Annotated in this window: 22 protein-coding genes and 1 riboswitch; of the genes, 8 read left to right on the forward strand and 14 right to left on the reverse strand. The window is 40.0% G+C overall.

What is annotated here, in order from left to right:
• Positions 1 to 23: 23 nt before the first annotated feature.
• From metH to NYE63_RS16860, 4 genes are all read right to left on the reverse strand, one after another.
• Complete coding sequence (gene metH, locus NYE63_RS16845; protein ID WP_342601977.1) at positions 24 to 3,473, reverse strand: methionine synthase; 3,450 nt, start codon at positions 3,471 to 3,473, stop codon at positions 24 to 26.
• On the reverse strand, positions 3,466 to 5,313 hold the full coding sequence (locus tag NYE63_RS16850) for a bifunctional homocysteine S-methyltransferase/methylenetetrahydrofolate reductase (protein ID WP_342601978.1): 1,848 nt from the start codon (positions 5,311 to 5,313) through the stop codon (positions 3,466 to 3,468). The genes metH and NYE63_RS16850 overlap by 8 nt, the downstream gene beginning before the upstream one ends.
• 104 nt (positions 5,314 to 5,417) lie before the next feature.
• Positions 5,418 to 5,516: riboswitch (SAM riboswitch) on the reverse strand.
• Between the two features lie 111 nt (positions 5,517 to 5,627).
• A complete protein-coding gene (locus NYE63_RS16855; protein ID WP_342601979.1) occupies positions 5,628 to 6,278 on the reverse strand; it encodes an MOSC domain-containing protein in 651 nt (216 codons plus the stop codon).
• 515 nt (positions 6,279 to 6,793) lie between these two features.
• Positions 6,794 to 7,636, reverse strand: coding sequence for a Ku protein (locus tag NYE63_RS16860; RefSeq protein WP_342601980.1), 843 nt, complete (start codon positions 7,634 to 7,636; stop codon positions 6,794 to 6,796).
• 151 nt (positions 7,637 to 7,787) lie between these two features.
• Between NYE63_RS16860 and ligD the strand changes: the two genes are divergently transcribed.
• A complete protein-coding gene (ligD, locus tag NYE63_RS16865; protein WP_342601981.1) occupies positions 7,788 to 9,635 on the forward strand; it encodes a DNA ligase D in 1,848 nt (615 codons plus the stop codon).
• Positions 9,636 to 9,951: 316 nt separating this feature from the next.
• Here ligD and dapF read toward each other — a convergent pair whose 3' ends face one another.
• The 5 genes from dapF to NYE63_RS16890 form a co-directional block, all read right to left on the reverse strand.
• Entirely contained in the window at positions 9,952 to 10,938 is a 987-nt protein-coding gene (gene dapF, locus NYE63_RS16870; RefSeq protein WP_342601982.1) for a diaminopimelate epimerase, read from the reverse strand.
• 181 nt (positions 10,939 to 11,119) lie between these two features.
• The gene (locus tag NYE63_RS16875; RefSeq protein WP_342601983.1) at positions 11,120 to 12,421 is read right to left on the reverse strand and encodes an NCS2 family permease; all 1,302 of its coding nucleotides are present in this window, start codon (positions 12,419 to 12,421) and stop codon (positions 11,120 to 11,122) included.
• A gap of 156 nt (positions 12,422 to 12,577) precedes the next feature.
• Complete coding sequence (locus NYE63_RS16880) at positions 12,578 to 13,150, reverse strand: carbonic anhydrase (RefSeq protein ID WP_342601984.1); 573 nt, start codon at positions 13,148 to 13,150, stop codon at positions 12,578 to 12,580.
• An 88-nt stretch (positions 13,151 to 13,238) separates the two neighbouring features.
• Entirely contained in the window at positions 13,239 to 14,033 is a 795-nt protein-coding gene (locus NYE63_RS16885) for a hypothetical protein (protein ID WP_342601985.1), read from the reverse strand.
• A 231-nt stretch (positions 14,034 to 14,264) separates the two neighbouring features.
• Positions 14,265 to 14,585 carry a DUF4870 domain-containing protein gene (locus tag NYE63_RS16890; RefSeq protein ID WP_034311189.1) on the reverse strand — a complete coding sequence of 107 codons (321 nt, stop codon included), beginning with the start codon at positions 14,583 to 14,585 and terminating at the stop codon, positions 14,265 to 14,267.
• Between the two features lie 226 nt (positions 14,586 to 14,811).
• On the opposite strand from NYE63_RS16890, the gene NYE63_RS16895 reads away from it, so the two are divergent.
• From NYE63_RS16895 to NYE63_RS16910, 4 genes are all read left to right on the forward strand, one after another.
• Positions 14,812 to 15,591, forward strand: a complete 780-nt coding sequence (locus NYE63_RS16895; RefSeq protein ID WP_342605803.1) for an undecaprenyl-diphosphate phosphatase — start codon at positions 14,812 to 14,814, stop codon at positions 15,589 to 15,591.
• 335 nt (positions 15,592 to 15,926) lie between these two features.
• Entirely contained in the window at positions 15,927 to 16,481 is a 555-nt protein-coding gene (locus NYE63_RS16900) for a GNAT family N-acetyltransferase (protein ID WP_101225221.1), read from the forward strand.
• Positions 16,482 to 16,686: 205 nt separating this feature from the next.
• Positions 16,687 to 17,079 (forward strand): CidA/LrgA family protein, encoded by a 393-nt coding sequence (locus NYE63_RS16905; protein ID WP_251428574.1) that lies wholly within the window; start codon positions 16,687 to 16,689, stop codon positions 17,077 to 17,079.
• Complete coding sequence (locus tag NYE63_RS16910; protein WP_342601986.1) at positions 17,054 to 17,737, forward strand: LrgB family protein; 684 nt, start codon at positions 17,054 to 17,056, stop codon at positions 17,735 to 17,737. The genes NYE63_RS16905 and NYE63_RS16910 overlap by 26 nt, the downstream gene beginning before the upstream one ends.
• Before the next feature lie 37 nt (positions 17,738 to 17,774).
• On the opposite strand, the gene NYE63_RS16915 is transcribed toward NYE63_RS16910, so the two are convergent.
• Both NYE63_RS16915 and NYE63_RS16920 read right to left on the reverse strand, forming a co-directional pair.
• Positions 17,775 to 17,924, reverse strand: a complete 150-nt coding sequence (locus NYE63_RS16915; RefSeq protein ID WP_342601987.1) for a DUF2639 domain-containing protein — start codon at positions 17,922 to 17,924, stop codon at positions 17,775 to 17,777.
• A gap of 52 nt (positions 17,925 to 17,976) precedes the next feature.
• Complete coding sequence (locus NYE63_RS16920) at positions 17,977 to 19,065, reverse strand: undecaprenyldiphospho-muramoylpentapeptide beta-N-acetylglucosaminyltransferase (protein WP_342601988.1); 1,089 nt, start codon at positions 19,063 to 19,065, stop codon at positions 17,977 to 17,979.
• Positions 19,066 to 19,258: 193 nt separating this feature from the next.
• On the opposite strand from NYE63_RS16920, the gene NYE63_RS16925 reads away from it, so the two are divergent.
• Both NYE63_RS16925 and NYE63_RS16930 read left to right on the forward strand, forming a co-directional pair.
• A complete protein-coding gene (locus NYE63_RS16925) occupies positions 19,259 to 20,371 on the forward strand; it encodes a mechanosensitive ion channel family protein (protein WP_342601989.1) in 1,113 nt (370 codons plus the stop codon).
• 130 nt (positions 20,372 to 20,501) lie between these two features.
• On the forward strand, positions 20,502 to 21,857 hold the full coding sequence (locus NYE63_RS16930) for an MATE family efflux transporter (RefSeq protein ID WP_342601990.1): 1,356 nt from the start codon (positions 20,502 to 20,504) through the stop codon (positions 21,855 to 21,857).
• Positions 21,858 to 21,922: 65 nt separating this feature from the next.
• Here the strand turns inward: NYE63_RS16930 and NYE63_RS16935 are convergent, their stop codons facing one another.
• Positions 21,923 to 22,696 carry an SDR family oxidoreductase gene (locus tag NYE63_RS16935; RefSeq protein ID WP_342601991.1) on the reverse strand — a complete coding sequence of 258 codons (774 nt, stop codon included), beginning with the start codon at positions 22,694 to 22,696 and terminating at the stop codon, positions 21,923 to 21,925.
• Between the two features lie 215 nt (positions 22,697 to 22,911).
• Between NYE63_RS16935 and NYE63_RS16940 the strand changes: the two genes are divergently transcribed.
• A complete protein-coding gene (locus tag NYE63_RS16940; RefSeq protein WP_342601992.1) occupies positions 22,912 to 23,322 on the forward strand; it encodes an Hsp20/alpha crystallin family protein in 411 nt (136 codons plus the stop codon).
• A 199-nt stretch (positions 23,323 to 23,521) separates the two neighbouring features.
• Here the strand turns inward: NYE63_RS16940 and NYE63_RS16945 are convergent, their stop codons facing one another.
• Positions 23,522 to 24,265 (reverse strand): CAP domain-containing protein, encoded by a 744-nt coding sequence (locus NYE63_RS16945; RefSeq protein WP_342601993.1) that lies wholly within the window; start codon positions 24,263 to 24,265, stop codon positions 23,522 to 23,524.
• Positions 24,266 to 24,712: 447 nt separating this feature from the next.
• Positions 24,713 to 25,150 carry a FixH family protein gene (locus NYE63_RS16950; protein ID WP_342601994.1) on the reverse strand — a complete coding sequence of 146 codons (438 nt, stop codon included), beginning with the start codon at positions 25,148 to 25,150 and terminating at the stop codon, positions 24,713 to 24,715.
• Between the last annotated feature and the right edge of the window lie 10 nt (positions 25,151 to 25,160).

Consider the following 25,160-nt stretch of genomic DNA (forward strand, 5'->3'; position numbering starts at 1 on the left):
TACCGCTGCCTTTATTAAATGAGTTATCGATCGACATTAAAGTAACGGGCTTCAGGATGTGCAAAAACAATGGCTGAAACGGAAGCCTCTGGTTCCATCATGCATCCTTCAGTCAATTCCACGCCAATATCTTGAGGTTGTAACAGGCGGAATAGCTTCTCCTGGTCTTCCAGATTAGGACAAGCAGGATAACCAAATGAAAACCTTTGCCCGGTGTATTTAGCGGCAAATCGCTCTTTCATGGACATTTCAATCGGATCGCTTATACCTAAATCATCCCTCATTAATTGATGAATTCTTTCCGCGAACCCTTCAGCTGTTTCGAGAGCAAGTGATTGAAGGGCGTGATTTTTCAAGAAATCACCTTCAAGCTTTAGTTTTTCTGCCCATTTTCTGATCCCTTTTCCGGCAGTGACCAGGAAGAAACCAACATAATCCATCTGCCCGGAGGAGGTCGGTTTCGCGAAGTCCGCTAAACAAAGATGCGGATTCGTATCTTGCCGGGGGAAATCGAAAGTTTCCAAAACCTCATGATGATTGTCCGGGTTGTATACCAATAGCTTATCTCCTTCACTTTGGGCAGGGAAAAATTGATAAACGGCATTCAAGCCATAATCAGGTTCCGCCTTTAGGAACTCAATCAATTCATCAACGAGATCATTGAGCTGCACTGCTTTTTCATTCCCTTGCTTAAGCAGCTCGGAAACCTTACCTTTTAACCCCAAATGATGACCAATCAGCATTTGCCTATTTATATAAGGCTGGATGACATCCAATGGATAGTTTTTCAGGACGTGACGTTTGATGTCACGCGGTTTTTGAACAGGAGCATCGCTTAAAGGGGCAGCTGTGGACTGCTTACGAACAGGTTTTTCCATCGTGGCAGCAATGGCGGCATTTGCTTTCGATCTTTCTCGCTTCTCGACTAACTCTTCCAAGTACACCACTTTTTTGTCAGAGTCATGTAAAATATTCGTTACAGCCAAACCATCCATCGCATCTTTGGAATATAAAACCGGTCCTTCATATTCAGGTGATATTTTAAAATCGGTGAATTTACGTGATAATGCTGCCCCTCCGACTAAAATTGGGGTATCTATTCCCGCTTGCCTTAAATCCTGTGCGGTTAAAACCATTTGCTGTGCAGATTTGACAAGTAACCCTGATAGGCCAATGATGGTTGGTTCATGTTTTCGAACCTCTTCAATGATTTGTTGCGGTGCGACCTTAATTCCCAAATCAATGACTTCATAGCCATTATTGGACAGGATAATATCCACTAGGTTTTTCCCAATATCATGCACATCTCCCTTGACAGTCGCCAACAGGATTTTTCCTTTCTTAGCACTATCTTCAGCGTTTTCCATTAGTGGTTCAAGGTGAGATACAGCCGCCTTCATCGCTTCAGCACTCTGAAGCACCTCTGCGACGATAAGTTGGTTGTCATTAAACAACCGGCCCACCTCACTCATGCCATCCATCAGTGGTCCATTGATGATTTCCAATGGGCTATCACCGCGCTCAATCGCTTTATTTAAATCGTCAACCAATCCTTCTTTCGTTCCTTCGATAATATAGTTACCTAAACGTTCGTCCAAGGGCAGGACCACACCATTATCCTTCTTCTCCGCTTTTTTTCCACGATAAAATTCGGTAAAGATCGCTAAAGTTTCTGTAGATGTCTCAAACAGGAGTGCCTCAGCCAATTTCACTTCCTCTTTAGGTATCAGAGCGAAACGTTCAAGTTTTTCTGTATTCACGATAGCATAATCGAGACCCGCTTTTGTACAATGGTAAAGGAAAACTGCATTTAATATTTCCCTTCCCCTCGCTGGCAGACCGAAAGAAACGTTCGAAATGCCAAGTATCGTTAGGCATTCCGGAAACTTTTCTTTAATCGCCTTTATTCCATTCACCGTTTCCAAAGCAGATCCGATATATTGTTCATCCCCTGTGCCTACAGGAAATACCAGCGGATCAAAAATGATGTCACTTTTATTTAGCCCATACTTATTAACGAGCAAATCCACAGATCGTGTAGCCACTTCCAATTTCCGTTCAGCATCGACGGCCATCCCAATTTCATCAATGGTTCCTACGACAACGGCAGCACCATATTGATGGACGAAAGGTACTATTTTTTCAAATCGCTCCTCACCATCTTCAAGGTTTATGGAATTAATGATCGATTTTCCTTGTGAATGTTTTAATGCTTGTTCAAGTACGGCTTCATCCGTAGTATCGATGACCAATGGGACTTTCACTTTTTTGACGACCTCTTCTACGAATTCCTTCATATCGCCAAGCTCATCCCCATCAGGATCAGCAAGACAGATATCAATGACATGGGCGCCTTTTTTTACCTGTGCACGTGCAATTTCGGCAGCTGGCTCGTAATGCTTTCCACGAATCAGCTCCTTGAATTTTCGGGAACCGATAACATTCGTTCTTTCACCTACGAATAAAGGACGCATTGAATCATCATAAATGAGCGGCTCTATTCCTGATACGGCATGTCCATGGGCTGTTTCAGTTATGGTACGGGGCTTCATGCCTTCGAGGACCCTGGAAAGTTCTTTAATATGTTCCGGTGTCGTACCACAACATCCGCCAATGATATTGACCCATCCCTTTTCGGCAAATTGCTTCATTTTCTCTGCCAGGGAAGTAGGTGACTCATGATAGTGACCTTCTTCATCAGGGAGCCCGGCATTTGGATAACAACTGATCGCGCTATTTGATATATCTGCAAGTGTCCTGATATGGTCTATCATGAATTCCGGCCCTGTTGCACAATTAAGGCCGACAGCAACGGGCTTCATATGTTCTACTGATAAATAAAAAGCTTCTATGGACTGTCCAGCAAGTGTCGTGCCCATCGGTTCGATTGTTCCTGAAATGATGACTGGCACATCTTTTCCTGTTTTAGCGAATGCAGCTTTGATTCCAGAAAAGGCAGCCTTGACATTAAGCATATCCTGACAGGTTTCCACCAATAGCAAGTCTACCCCGCCATCCAAGAGACCCAGTGCCTGTTCTTCATAAGAATCGGTTAAAATATCAAAAGTCGTCCCTCCTGTTACGGAAAGCGTTTTTGTAGTGGGACCCATTGAACCAGCTACATATCTTGGCCATTCATCATTGGAATATTTTTCACATGCTTTAACGGCAAGCTCAGCTGAAATTTTATTAAGCTTGTAGGCGATCGTGCTTATTTGGTATTCCTCAAGAACGATGCTGGTCGCTCCGAAGGTATTTGTTTCTATGATATCTGCACCCGCTGCTAAATATTTTTCATGGATGGATTGGATGATTTCTGGTTGCGTCAATGATAAATATTCATTGCAGCCCTCGAATTGTTCCCCTCCAAAATCCTCTGCTGTCAAATTCTCAGCTTGAAGCATGGTTCCCATCGCCCCGTCAAGAAGGAGAATCTTAGAATTTAACTGATCTTGAATCGCTTTTTTATTCATGAACTGCCACCTCTGATGTATGTTTACTATCGACTTTTCTAATATATTTGGTAAGTTCCGCCGTCATTTCATAGCGAAGGAACGGAGTGATTAAATATATGCCCTTGAATTTTTCCCTTGCAGCGTCCACTAGCTCTCGTGCGATATTAACGCCTTCAATCCTTGACTTTACAGGGTCATCCCCGGCTAAAGCCATTGCCCTTCTAACATTATCAGGCAATTTGATTCCTGGGATCTCATTATGGATGAATTCGGCATTCCTTGTGCTTGTCAAAGGCATGATACCGATGAAAATCGGGGTATCTAAATGTTTTGTAGCCTCATATACTTCTTCGATCTGCTCCACCGAATAAATTGGCTGTGTCAAAAAGGATTGAGCACCACAGGCAATCTTCTTTTCCATTCTCAGTACGGCTTTATCCAGATATTTCACATTGGGATTAAAAGCTGCTGCAATTTTAAAATTGGCCCGTTGGCCCAAACTTTGACCGGAATAGGAAAGACCTTCATTAAATTGTTTGACCATGCTTATTAGGTCAAAGGAAGATAAATCATAAACCGAAGTGGCACCCGGGAAGTCCCCAATTTTTGAAGGGTCTCCGGTGATGATCAATATTTCGTTCAGCCCCACCGTCTGCAGACCCATTAAATGTGACTGCAGGCCAATCAAATTTCGATCACGGCATGTTATATGCACCATCGGCTTTATATTCAATTGGTTCTTCAGTAAATTAGCAAGTGCATCATTCGATATCCTTGGTGAAGCAAGTGAATTATCCGCTAATGTAATGGAATCGACCCCTGCTTTTTTCAAAACCTCAGCACCAGTCATGAAGCTCTCTATTCCCAGCTTTTTCGGTGGATCAAGTTCAACAAGAATCGTCCTTTCTGTTTTGGCCTTTTCGTAAAGGGGAAGTTCCAATTCTCTGTCGTTCACTTCAATTATTTCTATTTGGCGGGATTTCGTAAATTTCTCTTTCACGGGAGACAAACTTCCAATCGCATTCTTTATAGCTTGTATATGCAGGGGAGTCGTTCCACAGCACCCTCCTATGATCGCAGCACCTTGCTCACGAAGTTCCAGGGCACTTGAACCGAAATATTCCGGCACAGCTTTATAAACGAGCCTTCCATCCACATAATCTGGGAGGCTGGCATTAGGATATATGGCAATCGATGCTTGCTTTGGCAAACTCACTTCTTCCAAGGCTCGAATCATATGATGTGGACCGAGACGGCAATTCACCCCAACAACATCAGCACCCAATTGCTCGAGTTTTTGAAAGGCTTCATTTAAATGAATTCCATTTTGAAGATTGCCTAGTTCATGCATTGAAACATTTGCGATGATCGGCAGTCCGGTTTCATTTTTAACGATTTGCAAGACGGTTTCCAGTTCTTCCAGGTCATAAAATGTTTCCAAGAGAATCCCATCAGGGTTTTCCATCAACAGACTGTATAGCTGTTCACGAAAACCCCGTTTTATCTCTTCCAAGCTTAAATCCGATTTCCTGATACTCCGCTGTGCCCCTATGGTACCGAAGACATATGCCTTTCCTTTTGCAGCTTTTTTAGCAAGAATGACTCCCTGGCGATTGATTCTGCTTACTTCATCTTCAAGTCCATGCCGTTTCAATTTGTTGAAATTGGCTCCGTATGTATTCGATTGAAGGATATCTGCCCCAGCTTCCAGATAAGCACGATGGATGGACTCTATTTGATCTGGGTTCGTGCAGTTTAATTCCTCATAACATTGATCGATGCCATTAGAGTACAGTAAGGTCCCCATTGCCCCTTCCCCAACCAGCATTCTTTCTTTCACTTCTTTACGAAAATTCATCATTACACCCTCTCTCAAAAACAATCCTGTTTTTGCCGTATTTTAAGAGTATGAGAGAAAAGGAAAAAAAACCTTCTCAAAGAAGAAGGTTTATTGAAACATTCTCCTCATCTATCAAGCTCTGCTTGCTGGATTTAGCACCTTTGCCTAAGCTGGTTGCTGAGGTTTCTTCGGGCCAGTCCCTCCACCTCTCTCGATAAGATCCATTTATATAATTTTCACAAGATTTCAAAATTTGATTATACTTAATTTACATTAATAATCTGTCAATTTCAATACCTGATCGACATTTTTTTCACTTTTGCAAAAATCATTCAATCTTTTGCAGCTTGAACCCTCTTCAAGATCCTCTGTTTCCAGTCTTCCGCTAACGAGTCTAGTGTAAGTAAAGCGTTTGCTCCTTCAAGGCCATCTCGTTTATGAAGGATTACCTCTGCTGCATAATGAACTGAAATTTTTTCTTGCAAGCGATCTATTAGCACGATCTCGTTTTGTTTATTTATCGTTCCTTCTTGAAGTATTCTTGCAAAATAACCAGTAAAACTCGTTTTCAGCACGAGTTCCAAAAATTTAGGTTCTTGATTGAATTGGGAAATGGTCGAACAAGGTATCCTCCCCTGGTTAATTTGAACAATCACATTGCCTATTTGATAAATATCGCCGATATACGTTGTTTCTTCCCTCATCCCCGCTATGGTTAAATTTTCACCGAATGCAGGGATATCCAGCTTTTTAGAGAATTTTTCATTCCATAATGAATAATGCTCAATGGGGTAAAAGCACAAAGCCCGATCAGGACCTCCATGGAACTTTACATTACCTACCCCATCACCAATTATGCCGGATTTAGTCACTGTCACATTATCCTTTGCTTGTTTATCCATGGCTGAAAAGATATCGATATTCGAAAAAATTTCATGTTTCGGCTTCCCGGCATGAAGTGATTTAATTATTCCATTTTCCATTTTGCATCTTCCATTCATAATTAATTTATATCAACCTATATGTATAAATTATACTAAAAATCCATTTTATTCTGTAGTTTTTTATAAGAATATAGCAAATCTGACTATGCAAAAGCCACATGAGCCGTTAAGTGGGCAAAATATCATTGATTTCCAGAAAAATTCATAGGTTAGTTTCAGTAATTTTGTTGCTATTTCAGAATTAAATATGGTAGAATATGAACACAATATATAGTCGAAAACTACAACCGTTCGCCTATATGTTGATTTTCACGATTGAATTCCTCATTGTCGCTCTTTAGGGAGCGAATTTTTTTGCCATCATTTCCATCCATCATTTTCTTTTAATTCCATTCAATCCCTTACATCGTGATCCACCTACCTATTTGTAATTACCTTCCCTATGTAATTCTCTCCCTGTTAGTCACGTTCATTACCTTATTAGAAAGCAAGACACCGTTCTAAAACAGACAGAAAGCCGAGCGACATCATGCGTCTTCCGCTCAGCTTCCTGTTTAAGCTTGTTTCTTTTTTTTCGGTGCCGCTTTCTTTCGGGTTGTCTTTTTCTTTTCCGGTTCATCATGTTTCGTACGGTCAATGGATGCCTGTAATGCCTCCATTAAATCGGTTACATTGTTGGAAACTGGTTCTTTTGTTTTGGCTGTAATCGTCGTCTGTCCCGTTTTCTTTGATTCAATCAATTCAAGTAACGCGGTTCGATAGTCATCGGTGTATTTTGTCGGATCGAAAGTAGTCGTTAATTGATCTATCAATAATACGGCAGTATCGATTTCTTTTTTTACAATGGTATCATTGGCAGGGATATTCGGAACATCCGCTGTGGAGCGGACTTCATCCGGATAATGAATCGTTTCCATCACCAAGGTATTATCAACCACTCGTATTACCGCCATTTGTTCTTTAGAGCGAATGATGATTTTCGCTAACCCTGCCTTATTCGACTCCTTGAGGGCCTGCCTCAAAAGGGAATAAGCTTTGATCCCTCCGTCATTAGGGGACATGTAATAACTCCGGTTAAAATAAATGGGATCTATTTCTTCAATTTTAACGAAATCCACGATTTCCACGGCTTTTTCTTCGTTTTGTTTTTTCAGTTGTTCTAGTTCATTGTCTTCCAATACAACAAATTTTCCCTTTGTATACTCAAAAGCGCGGACTATATCATCCTTCCCCACTTCTTTCTGGCATACCGGACAAACCTTTTCGTATTTAATCGGTGAATGACATTCCTTATGCAACGTCCTTAAAGAAATATCCTTATCCTCCGTTGCAGCATGAAGTTTGATCGGAATGTTCACCAAACCGAATGATATGCTCCCTTTCCACATCGTATGCATATTCATCACCTCATAACTTATTTTTAAAGAGAAGAACAATTTTATTATTCCACTTTGTTCAAAAAAAACCGAAAAAACAATTGCCAACTCTAACACTTCGTTTTTTTGGCAAAATAATGTTAATCAATTATTTGCGGAGGTAAATAAAAAAATGAAACCGATGCTGCCAACCTATTACCCCGATGCCCCCAGCTCCAAGGATTGGCGTTATGAAGTCAAATATGACGGCTTTAGGGCTATTTTAACGATAGACTCCGACACCTTAAACATTTCGAGTCGGAACGAGAAGGAATTATCACCACAATTCCCAGAAATCAATGCTTACATCAAAGATCTGGACCTGGAAGATTTTCTCCCGCTTCAGTTAGATGGAGAATTGGTCTGGCTTACCAATCAGGCGAAAGCGGACTTTTTTCAAATACAGTGGCGAGGACGCCTTGGGAAACAATCGTTAATTTCAGAAAAAGCCCGCTTATCTCCATGCCGGTTTATAGCGTTTGACTTGCTTCGCATCAGCGGAAAAGACGTAGCAACTAAACCTATGGAAGAACGAAGGGAATTGATGTTGAATATGGGGGCAAAACTTGGCTTTCCTATGCCGCCCGATCCCAACGATAAGGCTTTGATACAATTAATAGAGAGTTTTGACGTTTTGGATAATGCCTTAAATAAGGTCACCCTATTAGATGGCGAAGGGGTTGTCGCCAAGGAAATTCGGGGTACTTGGCAAGAAGGAAAACGTACTACATCTTGGATTAAAGTGAAAAATTGGAAGACCGTTTCTTGTTTCATTACAGCCTTGCACAAAGAAAATGGTTACGTTACCCTCGCAGTTTTCAAAGAAGGTGCCGTAACGAAAATCGGAAGTGTTAAAAATGGACTGAGTGCTCAAGATAAAAGAATATTGCATGAACTGATCAAGCAAAATGCATCAGATGAAGACGCGCAATTTTTTTATATCCATCCATCCATTTGCATCGAAGTTCAATTCTTACACGTATATGAGGAAAATGAATTGCGTGAACCTCAGTTTTCGCAATGGCTTTTACAAACGTCTCCCGACGAATGTACCTGGGAGAAATTCGTGCTAGGCCAATACACATTTCCAGATACTGTACAAATAACTTCCAGGGATAAACCGCTTTGGATAACAGGAGGTAGACAGGTGGTAAAAGTTGAATACCTGCATTATTTAAGGGAGGTTTCAGCTTTCTTCTTACCCTTCTTGAAGGATAAGCTGCTTACGACGATCCGCTATCCTCATGGCACTTTGGATAAAGAAAGATTTTTCCAGAAAAATAAACCTGATTATGCGCCAGCCTTTATTAAAACTTTCATGGATGAGGATATCGAATATATGCTGTGTAACGATATTGAAACGCTTCTTTGGTTCGGTAATCAACTTGCATTGGAATTCCATGCCCCATTTCAGAAAGCGGGTAAAACACGCCCTGACGAAATCGTCCTGGACTTAGATCCTCCTTCCATCGAATTTTTCTCCTTAGCGATAAAGGCCGCACTGGAAATAAAAAAAGTGATGGAATCATTAAGGATAAAAGCTTTTGTAAAAACTTCAGGTAACAAAGGACTGCAAATTCACATCCCTCTGCCTGAAGACAGATTTACTTATCAGGAGACACGTATTTTTACCGACTTTCTCGGTGACTACTTAACAAGTTCCAACCCAAATGATTTTACAACGGAAAGAATGAAAATAAATCGGCATAATCGACTTTACTTGGACTTTGTGCAGCATAGTGAAGGAAAAACCATCATACTGCCTTATTCCCCACGAGGAAATTCTTTCGCTGGTGTGGCTACACCTTTGTTTTGGGAGGAAGTGGACGAAAGTCTCCAGCTAAAGGACTATACGATTGAAACCATACCAAGCAGAATAAAAAGGGAAGGGTGTGCATTTATGGATTACAGACTCGTCGATAATGGACCAGCCTTTTTGGATGTATTGTCGTTCTTAAAACAAAAAAAGACCAACAACTAGTTGGTCTTAGGGTGTGTAAAATGGAACGTTGCACAAAAAGGGGTTCGCAATAGTCTCATTCCGATCCATGATTAAGAATAGATTATACTTTATGGTTATTTATTGTTTTATGAAACTCTCACTGGATTGAAGAAATTCGCTACACTCTTGCCGAATAACAGGCTAGCCGAGACCCGCAGATGCTTGCGACGAAGAAGCTTGGCAGACCATCGGCGTAAAGGGAGCGGATTTCTGAAATCACTGTAACGTTTTTTAAATAAGAAAACTGCAGGCAAACTCGCTTTTCATCGAATTTGACTACAGTCTGAAAATTTCTTTATAATTTTGTTTTCAAATAACTTTGCACTTCATCCTGCAGCTTGGCATATAAACTTGTTTCCAATTCAAAATCCTCTTTTTCAAGCATTTCAAATTTTTCAGGCTGATCTAAGTCAATTTCAATCGATACCTTGAATTCATAGGTTGCGTTCCCGATTAAATCAATTGAATACTTTTGGCTTTCTTCATCATGGTGGACCACGCATTTAACTTTACCGCCATTATTGTAGACAGATATTTCACTTTCCAACGCGTTTAAACCAACAGAGCATGTTACTAGGCTTGAAGCCGACATCGCCGTTCCACATGCATTCGTAAAGCCTACTCCCCGTTCAAATGTCCGCACATAAATGCTCCCTGACTCCAGCTCTTTCACAAAGCTGACATTGACACCATCAGGGAAAAGCTCATTCGGTTGATTGACCTTTGTTGAAAGTTCGTCCTGCAAATCACTTTGCAAAACATCACTATCGACGAGCGTGATCAAATGTGGATTAGGAACCGCCAATGCCGAAAATAATAAGGTATCATGAAGTTCCGGCAATAATTCGTTTTGCAATTGTTCTTTAGCCAATACAAGAGGTAAATCCTTCACATTAAAACTTACCGGGGAAATTTCCACCTTGAATGTCGGAATGCCCTCATAAATATCTTCCGTTTTTTCCACGAGTAGATTTGCCTTCATGGTTTCCACGATCATTTTATCGAGCCCTAGAACGTCGTTCGCGTAACGTGCAACACAGCGAAGTCCATTGCCGCACATCGAGGCTTCCGATCCATCCGCATTAAAGACACGCATCCGGCAATCAGCATGTTCACTTTTCATTACGAACAAAATTCCATCCGCTCCAAGCCTCTCCCTATCGCATAGGGCCTTCGCGAAGTTTTTCCGCTCTTCTTCAGTAAACGTCAGGGTCGTAGTCAATTCATCAATGATTAAGAAATCATTTCCTGAACCATGGCTTTTTAAACCTTCAATAATCATCCTGTCACATCCTCTAATATGCTGCTTATCATTTATCATTTTTTAATATTCTATATCATAGCATTTTCAAGATGGATGTGTCATCGCGCAAATCACAATAAATCCATTTTTTTCGACGAAAAAACCAAAAAAAGAGCGGTTGGAATAAGAGTTAACTCATTCCAACCGCTCTTTTAAATTATTAACCGATTATACCAATGATGAAATAGACGATAAACATTCCGGCACTCACATACATCGGGGCTGACACTTCTCTCGCTTTTCCGGTTACAAGCTTCAAGAACGGGTACAGGATGAAACCGAATGCCATTCCATCGGCAATACTGTAAGTGAAAGGAATGATCGTGATGATCATGATTGCAGGTATACTCTCGGTTAAATCGCTGAAATCCAGCTTTTTTATATTTCCGAGCATCAAAATGCCAATGATAATTAAGATGGGGGCAATGGCGCTATCAGGTATTACTTTAATCACCGGTATAAATAGCAGTGATAGAATGAATAGCACACCAGTCACTACTGAAGTAAAACCAGTTCTGCCTCCTGATGCGATTCCAGCTGCCGTTTCAACTGTAGCAACGGTAGGGCTCGAACCGAATATACCTGAAAGCAGAACGGACACACTTGTAGCCTGCAGAGACTTTTTATAAGCATCCTGGCGGTTTATACTGTCTACATGCCCGTGTACAAGACCAATATTTTCAAAAACAAGAACCATCGTCATCGCAAATACACTTATCCAGAATTCAATCCGATTCGCTTCCAAGAACGATAATGAAAAGAAGAGATCACCGTAGGAAGCTGTGTCTATGCCTGAAAAATGGATATTTGACAGTTGAACCGTCCCGAACCAATAGGCTATGAGGCTACCTGCCAGGATGGTAATCATGAAATTACCGGGGACATTCTTGATGAACAGCGTGATTGCCAGTAAAAAGGTCAACACCGTTGCACACACTGCTGGATCGCTTAAATCTCCCAGTGTGACGATAGATGATGAACCTCTCGTGATTATCCCGCCTTTCTCGAGCCCGATTAGCATCAAGAATAAGCCGAGACCGACAGATATGGCTTCTTTTATTGAACCTGGAATTGAATCACTGATTACCTTAGAGAATTTTGTAAAAGCGATGACTACAAAAATAAACCCTGAGATAAACACAGCACCAAGAGCAGATTGCCAAGATAGACCCATTCCTTGAACCATGGTATAAGCAAATAGGGCATTTACGCCCATTCCTGGAACGAGGAGAATTGGGACATTCGCCCAAAGTCCTATCATGACACAGCTTAAAGCAGATAAAAGAATCGTCGCAATCACTGCACCATTAATCGGAATGCCCGCTTCCGATAAAATCAGGGAATTCACGATGAGAATATAGACTATTGTAAAATAGCCGATCACTCCAGCAAGGATTTCACGTTTTCCATTCGTTCCATAGGCGGAAAAATGAAAGAACGTTTCCAAGTTTAATTTCTTCATGTTGTATCCTTATTAAATTTGTCCCTCGCCCACCCGTTTGTATTAGTGACAAACTACACTTGGCGATTTTAACAAAAAAAAGGATAAAAATAAATAGAAAAGATCAAAATTTGAAAAAAACTGTCGGAAATAATCCCGACAGCCTTGATGAATTTATTATTTTTGTCCTACTGCGTACCCGTCGACTACCAATTCCAACTTCCCTGTATCAGGCGAAATGATTAGACCATGTACAGGAATATTTTTAGGGATCAAAGGGTGTCCTTTAATCACTTCCACACTGTTCTTACAACTTTCATAAACATCATCAAATCCGCGAAGCCAACTGCGGATATCGATTCCTGCAGCTCCCAGTGTATCGATGGTGCTCTTAGGTATATCACGTTCGATCATCTTGTCTACTACAGAATCGGCATCTACTGATGCCATCCCGCAGTCATGGTGAGGTATGACCAATACTTCATCTGCCTTTAGCTCATAAATAGCAACAAGGATACTCCGCATGACACTTCCGAATGGGTGGGAGACGATTGCCCCGGCAGTTTTCAGGATTTTGACATCGCCATTTTTGACATTCAAGGATTTTGGCAATAGTTCAACGAGCCGAGTGTCCATACAGCTTATGATGACCATACGTTTCTCAGGAAACTTATCCGTTCTATACTTAACATATTCACCTTTTTCTACAAACTGTTCATTATAATCAAGAATCTCATTAAGTAAACTCATATTTACCACCTTTTTATAAGTATTTAAACTATGTATTCCACTATGATTATATCAAATATTTAAAAGATTTGCTAAAGGGTAACCCTAGTCAATTTGAACGATGATTTAGAGTGGCTGCACAGAACCCAAAAACGATGATTTTAGGAATTTCAGCAACATTTGATGAAAAAGAAAGTATGGGTGTATTTGTCTTGAATCGTTTCCCCCACTCCAAAGGCATCCAGCCTTCTTGGTATGATACGATCTTTTTCCCTTCTTTTGTGACAATCTCGAAAGAATTCACGCTTCCCGGCGTTTCAATGGGCATCCATTCCGTACCATCTTCCTTATATATCATTCCATTAATTTTCACGAATGACCGATTTTCTTGATACGATCCAATAATGGCGCCCTGATCATCCATGATCGTCATTTTATTGAAAAGTCCCCTTTTGATATGGTACATAGCCAGCAAACGCCCCTCATGGTCCACCAACTCATATCGCTTGGCCAGGAGCATCGACAAGAAATTAGGAATCATCCACATGAACCACTTCATATTCAAATCCCTTATCTCGCCCATTAGAGTCCCATCCGGCGCAAAGAGAAGCAGGCGCAATGTCGGTGCTGGCATAAAAGTCAATAAAACATGTTCATTTTTAAATAACCCGGCATTCGTGCCGATGTGTTCAACAGGCAATTCCTTCAATCTATTTTCATATATACGATGACTGACAAATTGGGCAATGCTAAAGAAAATAAAGGGAGACGTTATCAATAATATATTGCCAGGTATCATCGCAAAAATATGGCAAATGAAAAATACAATGGCCAAAAGAAGAGATATCCAAGATGCATGAAAATTTGAATTGCTCGTTTTCTGATAATATTCACGTATATTCATACCCTGCTCTGCTCCTCACTCCTTACAAGAAAAATTGCCGCCTTAATGGCGACCATTGATTAACAGTACCACAAGCCGCCCGGCATCCACTTCCTAAATGTGCATTGAAGTAAATATCATAATACTTTATTCGCTTTAATCTGATCTATTCCCTTTTTTAATGAAGGGCAATTCCCAACCTGGTTCATATAAAAAAGGACTCCGAAATGAATGGAATCCTTCTACATCATTCTATAATATCCTGAAAATCAACGGGAACCTGTAATCCGTTCCTTCATAAGCCCTAACAGCAGCAATGATGGTGAATACGACTAATGCTATCCCGATAACTGGCAATAGCAAGAAACCAACCAATACTATAGTGAGTATCCCTGCAACTATCGAATATACGGTGTAGGAAATGAAAAAATTCAGGTATTCCCTTCCGTGATAATCCACAAATTGTGACGAGTCCTTCTTCAATAACCAAATCACCAAAGGACCGATAAATGCTGTAAAAAAGCTGATCACATAAATAAGGGCAGCAAACACTCTTTCATCTTTAGTAGGCATAGTGTCTTCTCCTCCTTTCTCATATGAATAATTACGAATCAAATGAAAAATAGTTTCATTTTTCCTCTCATTATATTCGAAAAAGGTAAAATTGGACTGCCTTTTCTCCATAAAATCCAATTGGCAATATATATGACAAAAAATCCGAATATGTTCATCCGTCTTATGCATACAGTTTAAATAATGGATTGTCCTATACGTTATAGAAAGGAGTGATGTTTTTTTGCTGAACGAATTTCAAGCCTTCATCCTTGGGATCATTCAAGGCTTGACTGAGTTTTTACCTATTTCGAGCACTGGACATTTATATTTAGGACGGCATATATTCCATCTTGACGAGGCCGGCATCTTTCTGGATACCATGCTCCATATCGGAACCTTACTGGCGTTATTGGTCGTCTATAAGAATGACATTATTGCCATTTTGAAAAACCCTTTCTCCAAAATGACTCTGCTTCTCATTGCTGGGACAGTCCCTGCAGTGATTGCCGGCATTTTACTCGGGGATTGGTTTGATGGCCTTTCAAAAACAGGCGTGACCATAGGCTGGGAATTTTTAGCGACAGGACTAATTTTATGGATAGCGGACGGAGTAAGAAAAGGCGGCAAATCCCTTAATGAAATTTCAATTAAAGATGCCTTGATCATCGGTACATTCCAAGCTGCAGCCATCATGCCTGCTCTTTCGCGTTCCGGACTTACGATAGCCGCTGGCCTATTCTGCAGGCTGGATAGGGCTACTGCAGCCTATTTTTCCTTTTTGCTTTCAATTCCTGCCATTACCGGGGGCATTGTATTTCAGATGAAACCGATTTTTACAGGAGAAGTTGAAAGGCTTCCACTCACTGCACTTTTCGTCGGAACCTTGGCGGCAGCAATCTTTGGTTATATAGCTGTAGTATGGATGATCGATTTCTTAAAAAAGCGTTCACTGAAAATATTCTCTATTTATGTATGGGCACTCGGCGCAATCATTTTATTCATGCAATTCACAGGTGAATTTTAAAGAAAAAAAGCGGGCGAAAAAATCATTTTTCCATGGAAAAATGCAGGCGTTTGCCCTCCTATTTCACCCTTCATAAAAAAGTTGAAATTTGACGAAAAAAAAAGGCAAAAAACCTATTCCCAAACCGTTTTTTTTTTAGTATTATACCTTCGTAAGGTTCTTTAGATTTGCATATTTTCTGACAATAAAAATAGGGAAGGCAAATGGTGCGCCACCGGTTTTCCGGTTCTAGTGGGTTCGATTCCCACCCCGAAATTTTTTGATGAACGACTTAAAAAATTTCGAGGGTGGGCAGCGACTACGCATAAGAACTGCCCTCAAACGGAGGGACGGAAATGTTAAAAAAGAGAGATTTCACAGATTGTTTTTCTCTTTATGAACAAATGACGCATCCAGATGTCTTCCCTTTCGTGCGCCATAAGGTAGATTCATATGAAGAATATGTTTTCATTACTAAGCAAACGATCGAAGCCGAAGATGCTGGGCAACTCATTTCACGAACAATCTTGGATGAATGGGAAAATCCCATCGGTTGTATTTCTTTATACGATATTGAAAATGGTGCAGGTTTCTTAGGCACATGGCTTGGCAAGCCTTATCATGGAAAAGGGTATAATGCCATTGCAAAAGACGCTTTCTTTAAAGAGCTTTTTTTCGAGCTTGGTTTGGAAACGGTCTTCATGCGTATTCGCAAAAAAAATATCCGCTCTATAAAAGCCGCAGAAAAGCTACCCTATGCCGTCAATGCCAACGAAACAAGAAAATCCCTTTATGATCAGATCAATCATGAAGAAGATATCTACGATTTGTATGAAATCCCTAAAGATTTATACACCTTTCATATCCTTAGACAGCATGATGATGACGAACAGCAGTTACTTGAAGCATAGAGCGAAGAACATTTTAACATGGCTTTGTTTATCTTTTCATATAATGGCCGGAGCTTCCAAACCTGGAAAGCTCTTTTTTCCATTTTCACAGGATGTTTAAGATAGATTGCTGCAAATCCCTATTCTTTTTAGGGATATTTTTTTATAATGAATACAATTGACCAATTCAACAATATATTCAAAGCGTCTTTGAAAGGACTTAATCATGAAAAAAACATTTGCTTTTATCGTGCAGCTTATCTTCCTGCTCATCATTTGCAAGCTCGGCTATTATTTAGCCCATTTACTTCATTTACCTATACCAGGCAACGTCATCGGCATGATTCTTTTATTCGGTTTATTACAGACGAAGGTTATAAAAGTCGAATGGATTGAACTTACTTCAGGATTTTTGGTAAAGCACCTAGCCTTTTTCTTCATTCCCATTTCAATCAGTTTAATGACTATGGGATGGCTTTTCATTGAATTCGGTTTGCCACTGGCACTTACATTGGGAGTCAGCCTGATATTTGGATTCATCGTTTCAGCTTGGACCGTTCAGAAGCTATCCCATAGAGGAGAGGTTAAGCAGCATGACAGCGTTCATCACAACTTATAGCATCTTGATAACCATCCTTGCCTATTTCATTGGAAGGAAAATATATGCTAAACATCCATCACCTTTTACGACTCCCGTATTTTTCAGTACGGTTACAATTATTCTCGTACTGCTGATCAGCGGTTTGGACTTCGAAGATTATTCACCAGGAAAAAACATCATCACCTATTTCCTAGGACCAGCTACCGTTGCTTTGGCCGTACCACTTTATAAAAATAGAAAAATAATCGTTAAATATGCAATGCCGGCAATTAGCGGCATGATTTTTGGTCTTCTGGTCACCTTGATCATTGCCTTCGCCATCGCTAAAGCATTTTCACTTCCGCAAATCATACTCCAAGGATTGGCGGTTAAATCCATTACGGTGCCCATCGCTGTTGAAATCACGGAACTTTATGGCGGAAATTCCAATATATCAGCAGCCTTCGTCATTTTGACTGGGGTGCTGGGTACGATGATCGCTCCAAAAATGATGGATAAACTGAACATTACGATGCCCTTCGCACGTGGTATCGCTTATGGTACGATCGCTCATGGTCTCGGAACGGCTCAAGCTGCCCAGGAAAGTGAGTTTACCGGTGCTGTCGCAGGTGCGGCAATGGCTATCGCAGGTATCCTTATTTCCTGTTTCTTTCCTTTTATTAGTAATTTCCTATAAAAAAGAACCGCAACGCCAACGACGTTGCGGTTCTTTTTTATGATTTATCTTTTTGCAGATCGTCGTATAAACGCCTTAGGATATAAGTTTTATACAGCTCGAGTTTTTTTTTCTCAATTGGATGATAGCTAATCCCTGCGGCTTTTAGCTGCTGAATGAACCATCCTTTGGAATATTCATAAGCCATTCTACCCCCTCCTCTGTTCGAAAAAGATATGCTACATAGAGGGGAATGATACTTATTTTTTTGCACCCATTACTTTAAGTAGTAATTCATACATTTCAGCTGCCGTTTTGAATGGGCGTTTTTGACGCATTTTATCCTTATATTCATCCGATTGTTTCAATAAATCCGCTAATGTTGCATTAAAAATCCGGTCATTTAGCTCTTCTTCTTGAATGACTTTACAAAAACCCTGTTTTTCAAAGCTTGACGCATTCAGGATTTGATCTCCACGGGATGCATTGGCACTTAGAGGGATAAGCAACATCGGCTTTTGCAAACCAAGGAATTCAAAGATTGAATTTGAACCTGCCCTTGACACAACGACATCAGCAGCCGCCAAAAGATCGAATAATTCTTCGTGTACGAATTCAAAAGGAGCATATCCTCTTTGTTTCAATTCCGATTTCACATTTCCCTTACCGCAAATGTGAATAATCTGATAATCCTTTAATAAGGCATCAAGGTTATCTGTAATTAAATTATTGATTTTAACGGCCCCAAGGCTTCCGCCCATAACGAGTAACACCGGTTTGTTATTCGTGAATCCACAAAATGCTTTTCCAGCAGAAGCGTTTCCCCTGAAAATCCCGTCGCGCAATACAGCGCCAAGATACATGGCCTTCTCTTTCGGAAGATCTTTTTCCGTTTCCTGGAAGGTAGTGAAAATTTTCGATGCAAGTGGCATGGCAATCTTATTAGCCAGACCAGGCGTATAATCCGATTCATGTATCGCAATCGGTATTCTGAGCATCCTGCCTGCCAAAACGACTGGAACCGAAACGAATCCACCTTTAGAAAAAATGAAATCCGGCTTGGTCTTTTTTAATATTTTTCGTGCATCAAAAATCCCTTTTATGACACGGAAAGGGTCTTTCATATTTTCAACAGATAGATAACGTCGGAATTTCCCAACGGAAATCGTTTCATATCGGACCTCGGGAAATTCTGTTTCGATGATATTTTTTTCAATGCCTTTTTTTGAACCAATATAAGTAACATCCCAATCATGCTTTAAAAATTCCGGGATGATTGCTGCATTAACAGATACATGACCGGCAGAACCGCCTCCGGTAAATACTATTTTCTTAGTCAATATTTCCACCTTCCAAACTTAAAAAATCACTTTGCATCCATATTACCATATATCCTTGCCATTAATAACTTGAAAAAGTATTCAGTGAACCGTAAAATCCCAATGATGAATGTAATCATCGATTATTTTTCCTTTTTCAGCATGAATATATTATAATCTTAGTATTCTACAATACTACAAGATACATTGGAGGAGTAATACATTGCAAGAAGTTTCTGATTCTCTCCATCAATTTGATGGAATCGAAGCCTGGACCAAATTAGGAATTTCCATAGGAATTTTTCTAATCTTCCTTTTGCTTCGGAAAGTATTCACTACATATATATTCAAATTCTTTCTTCGAATTGCAGAAAAACGTAAAGTCGAATTTGCCGCTAACTTAGTGCTCGCTATAGAACAGCCGGTAAGATGGCTTATCGTTTTGATTGGTGTTATCATTTCACTGCACTATTTTCCGATTGACTCACCTTCGCTTGAATTAAGATCAAAAATATACAGATCATTTTTTGTATTCTTAATAATTTGGACGATTTTCAATATCAGTTCGATCTTAACTATTTTATTTCCGAAATTAGTAAGTAAATTCGGGCTTGAAGTCGATCAAATCGTCATGCCGTTCTTTACGAAAATCATTAAACTAATCATCATTGCTTTTGGTGCCTCCATCATTGCGGAAGAATGGGGATTTAATGTCGATGGATTTGTCGCAGGACTTGGTTTGGGTGGATTGGCTTTCGCCCTTGCGGCTAAAGATACCGTCAGCAATTTCTTTGGGGGTATCGTCATCGTTACTGAAAAACCTTTTACCATAGGAGATTGGGTCAAAACACCAAGTGTGGAAGGAACCATTGAAGACATCACATTCCGAAGCACCAAAGTTCGGACTTTTGCCCAAGCATTAGTCACTGTCCCAAATGCGACCCTTTCGAATGAACCGATCATCAACTGGTCCAAGATGGGCAAAAGACAGATTGCCTTCCATTTGGGTGTGAATGTCACGACACCAAAAGAAAAGTTGGAAAATGTCATTAAAGATATTGAAAAAATGCTTATTGATCATCCAGAGGTACATCCGGAAACGATTTTGGTTAAATTTGATGAATTCAGTCATTCCGGTTTCAACCTTTATCTTTATTTCTTCACGAAAGCGACGGACTTTGGAGGATATTTATCAATCAAGGAAGATGTGAATTTTAAAATAATGGAGATATTGGAACAGGAAGATGTACAAATTGCCATCCCTTCACAAGCTTTCATTCTTCAAAAAGAATCAAATATGGAAGCCATGAATGATTTTGAATCCATGCGCGACTGACAAAAAGACTTGCCCTAAAACGGCAAGTCTTTTTTAGCTTCAAATAAAAACTCTTAAAACATCACATGCTTATGTGATATAATTCTTTCATTGTGTTGAAAATTCCAAATATTGATATTGAGGTACTTTGATGAATCAGACTTATACTAAAACACAAAAGATCCGCCTGCTATTTTATATATTGATACCTATCCTGATCACCCAAATCAGCATGTATGCCATGACTTTTTTTGATGTGATGATGTCTGGACAGTACAGCACTCAGGACGTTGCTGGCGTCTCGATCGGCAGTTCGCTATGGACACCCGTGTACACGGGGCTGAGCGGGATATTGATTGCCTTAACGCCAGTGGTTTCACAGCTGGTAGGTTCCAGGCAGTCTAAATCCGTTTCCTATTCCGTGATGCAGGCCATTTATTTAGCTGTAGCTTTAGCCATGTTCATTTTAATCATTGGGGCGTTTTCTTTGAACCCCGTATTGAATGCCATGGACCTTGAAGATAATGTCCACATGGTGGCCCATGATTATTTGATCGCCCTTTCACTCGGTATCATTCCGTTATTCGTTTATAATGCGCTGAGGGCCTTCATTGATGCTCTGGGGCAGACCAGGATATCCATGATCATCACCTTGTGTGCACTCCCGGTGAACGTCCTATTTAATTACCTGTTAATATACGGAAAGTTTGGATTCCCCGAACTTGGCGGTGTCGGTTCCGGTTACGCCACTGCCTTTACTTATTGGTTAATTGCCCTGGTTGCTATCCTTGTTGTTGTAAAAATCAATCCATTTTCAACATATAAGGTTTTCAATGAATTTTTCCGGGTTTCCTGGAAAGAATGGAGGGCCTTATTAATAATTGGGGTACCCATCGGACTGGCTATCTTTTTTGAAACAAGCATTTTCTCGGCTGTAACCCTTTTGATGAGTAAGTATGATACCGTGACAATTGCATCGCATCAGATTGCCATGAATTTTGCGTCACTGCTCTATATGATACCGCTAAGTATATCCATGGCATTGACGATTGTCATTGGATTTGAAATTGGGGCAGCCCGTTATAAAGATGCCAAAGAGTATAGCTGGATTGGCATTTCGATGGCATTGACGATGTCTCTCGTTTTGTCTACCATCCTATTCCTCTTCCGTGAACCTGTGGCCTCTTTATACACTAAAGATCATGAGGTAATGATGCTGACATCACATTTTTTAATATATGCCATCTTCTTTCAGATTTCGGATGCCCTGCAGGCACCTATTCAGGGTATTTTGCGTGGATATAAAGATGTAAATGTCACATTTGCGATGTCACTGGTCTCCTACTGGATTCTCGGGCTTCCAATTGGCTACTACTTTGCAAAGTATACGGATATGGGAGCCTTTGGGTATTGGATCGGCTTAATTTCCGGTTTAGCTCTCGGAGCTATAGGCTTGGCGGCTCGCTTACGGTTCATACAGCAAGTAAAATATAAAAAAATGGCGTAAAAAAAGAGTGGGGCTGGATTACACCGGCCTCACCCTTTTTCATTCTGAATTCAAACCCTAAACCACTAGGCTTTATATATTTTCCCAAGAACATCCTTACCGCCTGTTACAGGTATGATGCTGCCGGTAATGAAATCTGATTTTTCATCACAAAGGAACGTGATGACCCTCGCTATATCTTCCCCGGTACCTGGTCTGCCGACTGGAACCGTATCATCCTTTTCTGCCCTCGCGACCCTAATTTCCTCCTCTTTCCAATCACCTACGATATCACCAGGACAGACCATATTCACGGTGATGCCATGTGTAGCTTCTTCGGCAGCTAAAGTTCTTGTCAAAGAGGTCAATCCGCTCTTTGCAGCGGCAAAAGCCGAACGATAGATCCAACCTGGTGCAGTTTCACACCGTTCAAACCCTAATGTAATGACTCTACCCCAGTTTCTACTGCGCATTTGTGGAATAAGTTCCTTCGCAAAATAGAAAAAACCATTTAAATTTCCGTCCATAATGTACTTCCATTCATCACTTCCATATTCAGTCATGGGTTTACGATCATGCATATATGGCCCAGCATTATGAATGAAGATATCAACATGGCCAAATGCCTCCGAAATCTTTTGCAAAATATTCCGGCAATCTTTCTCACTTGACGAGTCACCTTGAATCGCAAGTGCCTTAACATGGTACTTTTCCTGTAATTCATCCACTAATGCAAAAGCTGCCTTTTTACTTTTTCGATAAGTAATGATAATGGACATTCCATTATCAGCGAGTGAAAACGCCATCCTTTTGCCGATTCCCGTTGCTCCACCAGTAATAAAAGCTACTTTTTTATCCACAGGCGTTCCCTCTTTATCTAATGGATTTTACTTAATTATACATAAGTTTATTCCAATTTCTATAATTTAGTAATTATAGAAAAGAACCTATGGGCTATAGCTGCATAAAATATAACAAATAAACCTGTCAGACCATAAGCAGGAGAGAGGAATTCAAAATGTTTCCCTGGAATTCACTTTTTTCTTTTAAGAATAACCCGAACCAAAAGGACTTCATGAAAAATATGCAGCAAAGTGATGTACAATCATTCATTGAAAAAGTATTTTCACAAGTCATCCCTGACAATATGCAGGGTATGATGAACCAAAATGATGGCGGCTTTCAAAAAGAAAATGCCAGATCTGAACATCCTTTACATGCCGAAGTATTTGAAACCCACTTATTTGTCTTTGTAAGAATTCCCATAGAAGATGAATCTTGGCTAAAGAAAATGAAACTTTACCATACTTCTAACCAATCCATCATCGAGGGGATACCTGAAGAGTCAGATCGGCATGTCATAACACTCCCCGCACTTGTTAAGAAAAAAGGGGCATCAGCCCAATATAAAGAATCAACATTGGAAATACGTCTTCAGAAAAGTTTCAATGCACAGTATTCAGAAATCGATGTATCAGAGATTTAAGTTGCTTTACTGGGACCTCACTGATGATAAGGTGCGGTTCCAGTTATTTCTTGGTCTAATTTTTTTAGATTTGGGTACATTATAAAGAACCAATCAATGTCACAATTGATTTTATTCCATGTAATGGAATAATCTGATTCATTCTCGCAAAAAAAAAAAGCGCACCCATGTTAATGGGATGCACTTTTCTATTAATCTATTATTTTCCGATGAATTGTTGAGTCCAGTAGTTACCAGATTCTACGTAACCTACTCCAATATGAGTAAAGCTAGAATTCATGATGTTTTCACGGTGTCCTGGGCTATCCATCCAAGCTTGTACAACTTCTTCAGGTGTTTGTTGACCTTGTGCGATGTTTTCGCCAGCTGTTTTATAGCTGATTCCGAATTGTTTCATCATATCGAACGGTGAACCGTAAGTTGGGCTATTGTGGTCAAAGTAGTTTTTATCTTTCATGTCTTGAGACTTGATACGTGCAACTTTGCTCAACTCAGTGTCGATTTTAAGAGCTGCCAAACCTTGTTTTTGTCGTTCTGCATTAGTTAATTTAACAACTTGTTGTTCAAAAGCACTTAATTCAGAGCTTGTCTCTGGTTTTTCAGTTGATTTATCAGGTGTTACTTCTGGTGCAGCAGGCTTAGCTGCAGGTTTTGCAGCAGGCTTTGCTTGATTAGTTGTTCCAGTTTCTTGCTGAACTGGTTGCTGAACTGGTTTTTGAACCGGTTTTTGAACTGGTTTTTGTTGTGCCTGCGCTGCAGGTAAAGTGATATTGTATTTAGCTAGATATTGGTTAAGGACTTTTTGCATATCCTCTTTATTCGTAGATTTATAAGTTACTTGTTTCACTGTATCACAGTTGGCTGCTTCAGCTTGGTTAGCTCCTACTCCTGTGAATATAATAGCTGCAGCCGCTGCTGCTGACATAATCATTTTCTTTTTCATTCGTATTTCCTCCTGTGATGTTCATTTTTTGTTGTGCTTTGCTTCTGGAATTATCATAACATGCATTTTTCGTAATAAAGGCACCATCAATTTCCAACAAATTCACAGGATGCGAATGAAAAATCCAAGTTTCAGAGAAAGCGAGCAAAAATGCTTTACCTATCTATGTTTCTGCCAGTAGTATAAATACTTATATTTTCCCAGATATTCCTTGTCAATGGTAGTTACATAGAACTATTTCCATGGAATACTAATAATTTTTAATTGACATATCGTTTTTAACCAACTTATTATGACTTTCTTTACTTTTATGTTACAAATTTTTCGATTTAACTTCGTCATTTCGTCATTTTTCCTGATTATTCCACACCTATCGTCTTGAACATTTTTCCAAATAAAAAACAATCCGGATTCACTCCCGGATTGTTTTGGTTTTGATAAGCAACATCATTTCATTTCTTCATCATTCTTCTCGTCCATTTCCGTCTTTCCACCATTTTGTTCAGGAGTGCTTGGTTTGCCTATGACGAATTCTTTCTTTGGCATATTGTGCAAATCCCTTGCCGTTACATGGGCATATACATAATAGGTTCCTTCTTCATCAAAAGTCTTTTCCAATTCATAAATGCCGTTCCCTTTATGTTTTACGGCGATCTTGTCATGGTCATCGCTATTCGCAAGCCAAATTTCAAAACTGACATCATCCGCATCTGTCACTTCTTCTTCCCCATAGGTCACTTTTGCCTGAAATTTCACAGGCTCATTCACTTTACCTTGAGTAGGATCGACAGCTAAATCGACATTCAACATTTTCGGAATTTCCTCTTCCTTGCCGCATCCAGCCAAAAAAATTAACGCCATGCAAAATAACAAGATTTTTTTCATTTTTGAACGT

The sequence above is a fragment of the Peribacillus sp. FSL E2-0159 genome (assembly GCF_038643155.1).
GTDB lineage: Bacteria > Bacillota > Bacilli > Bacillales > DSM-1321 > Peribacillus > Peribacillus simplex.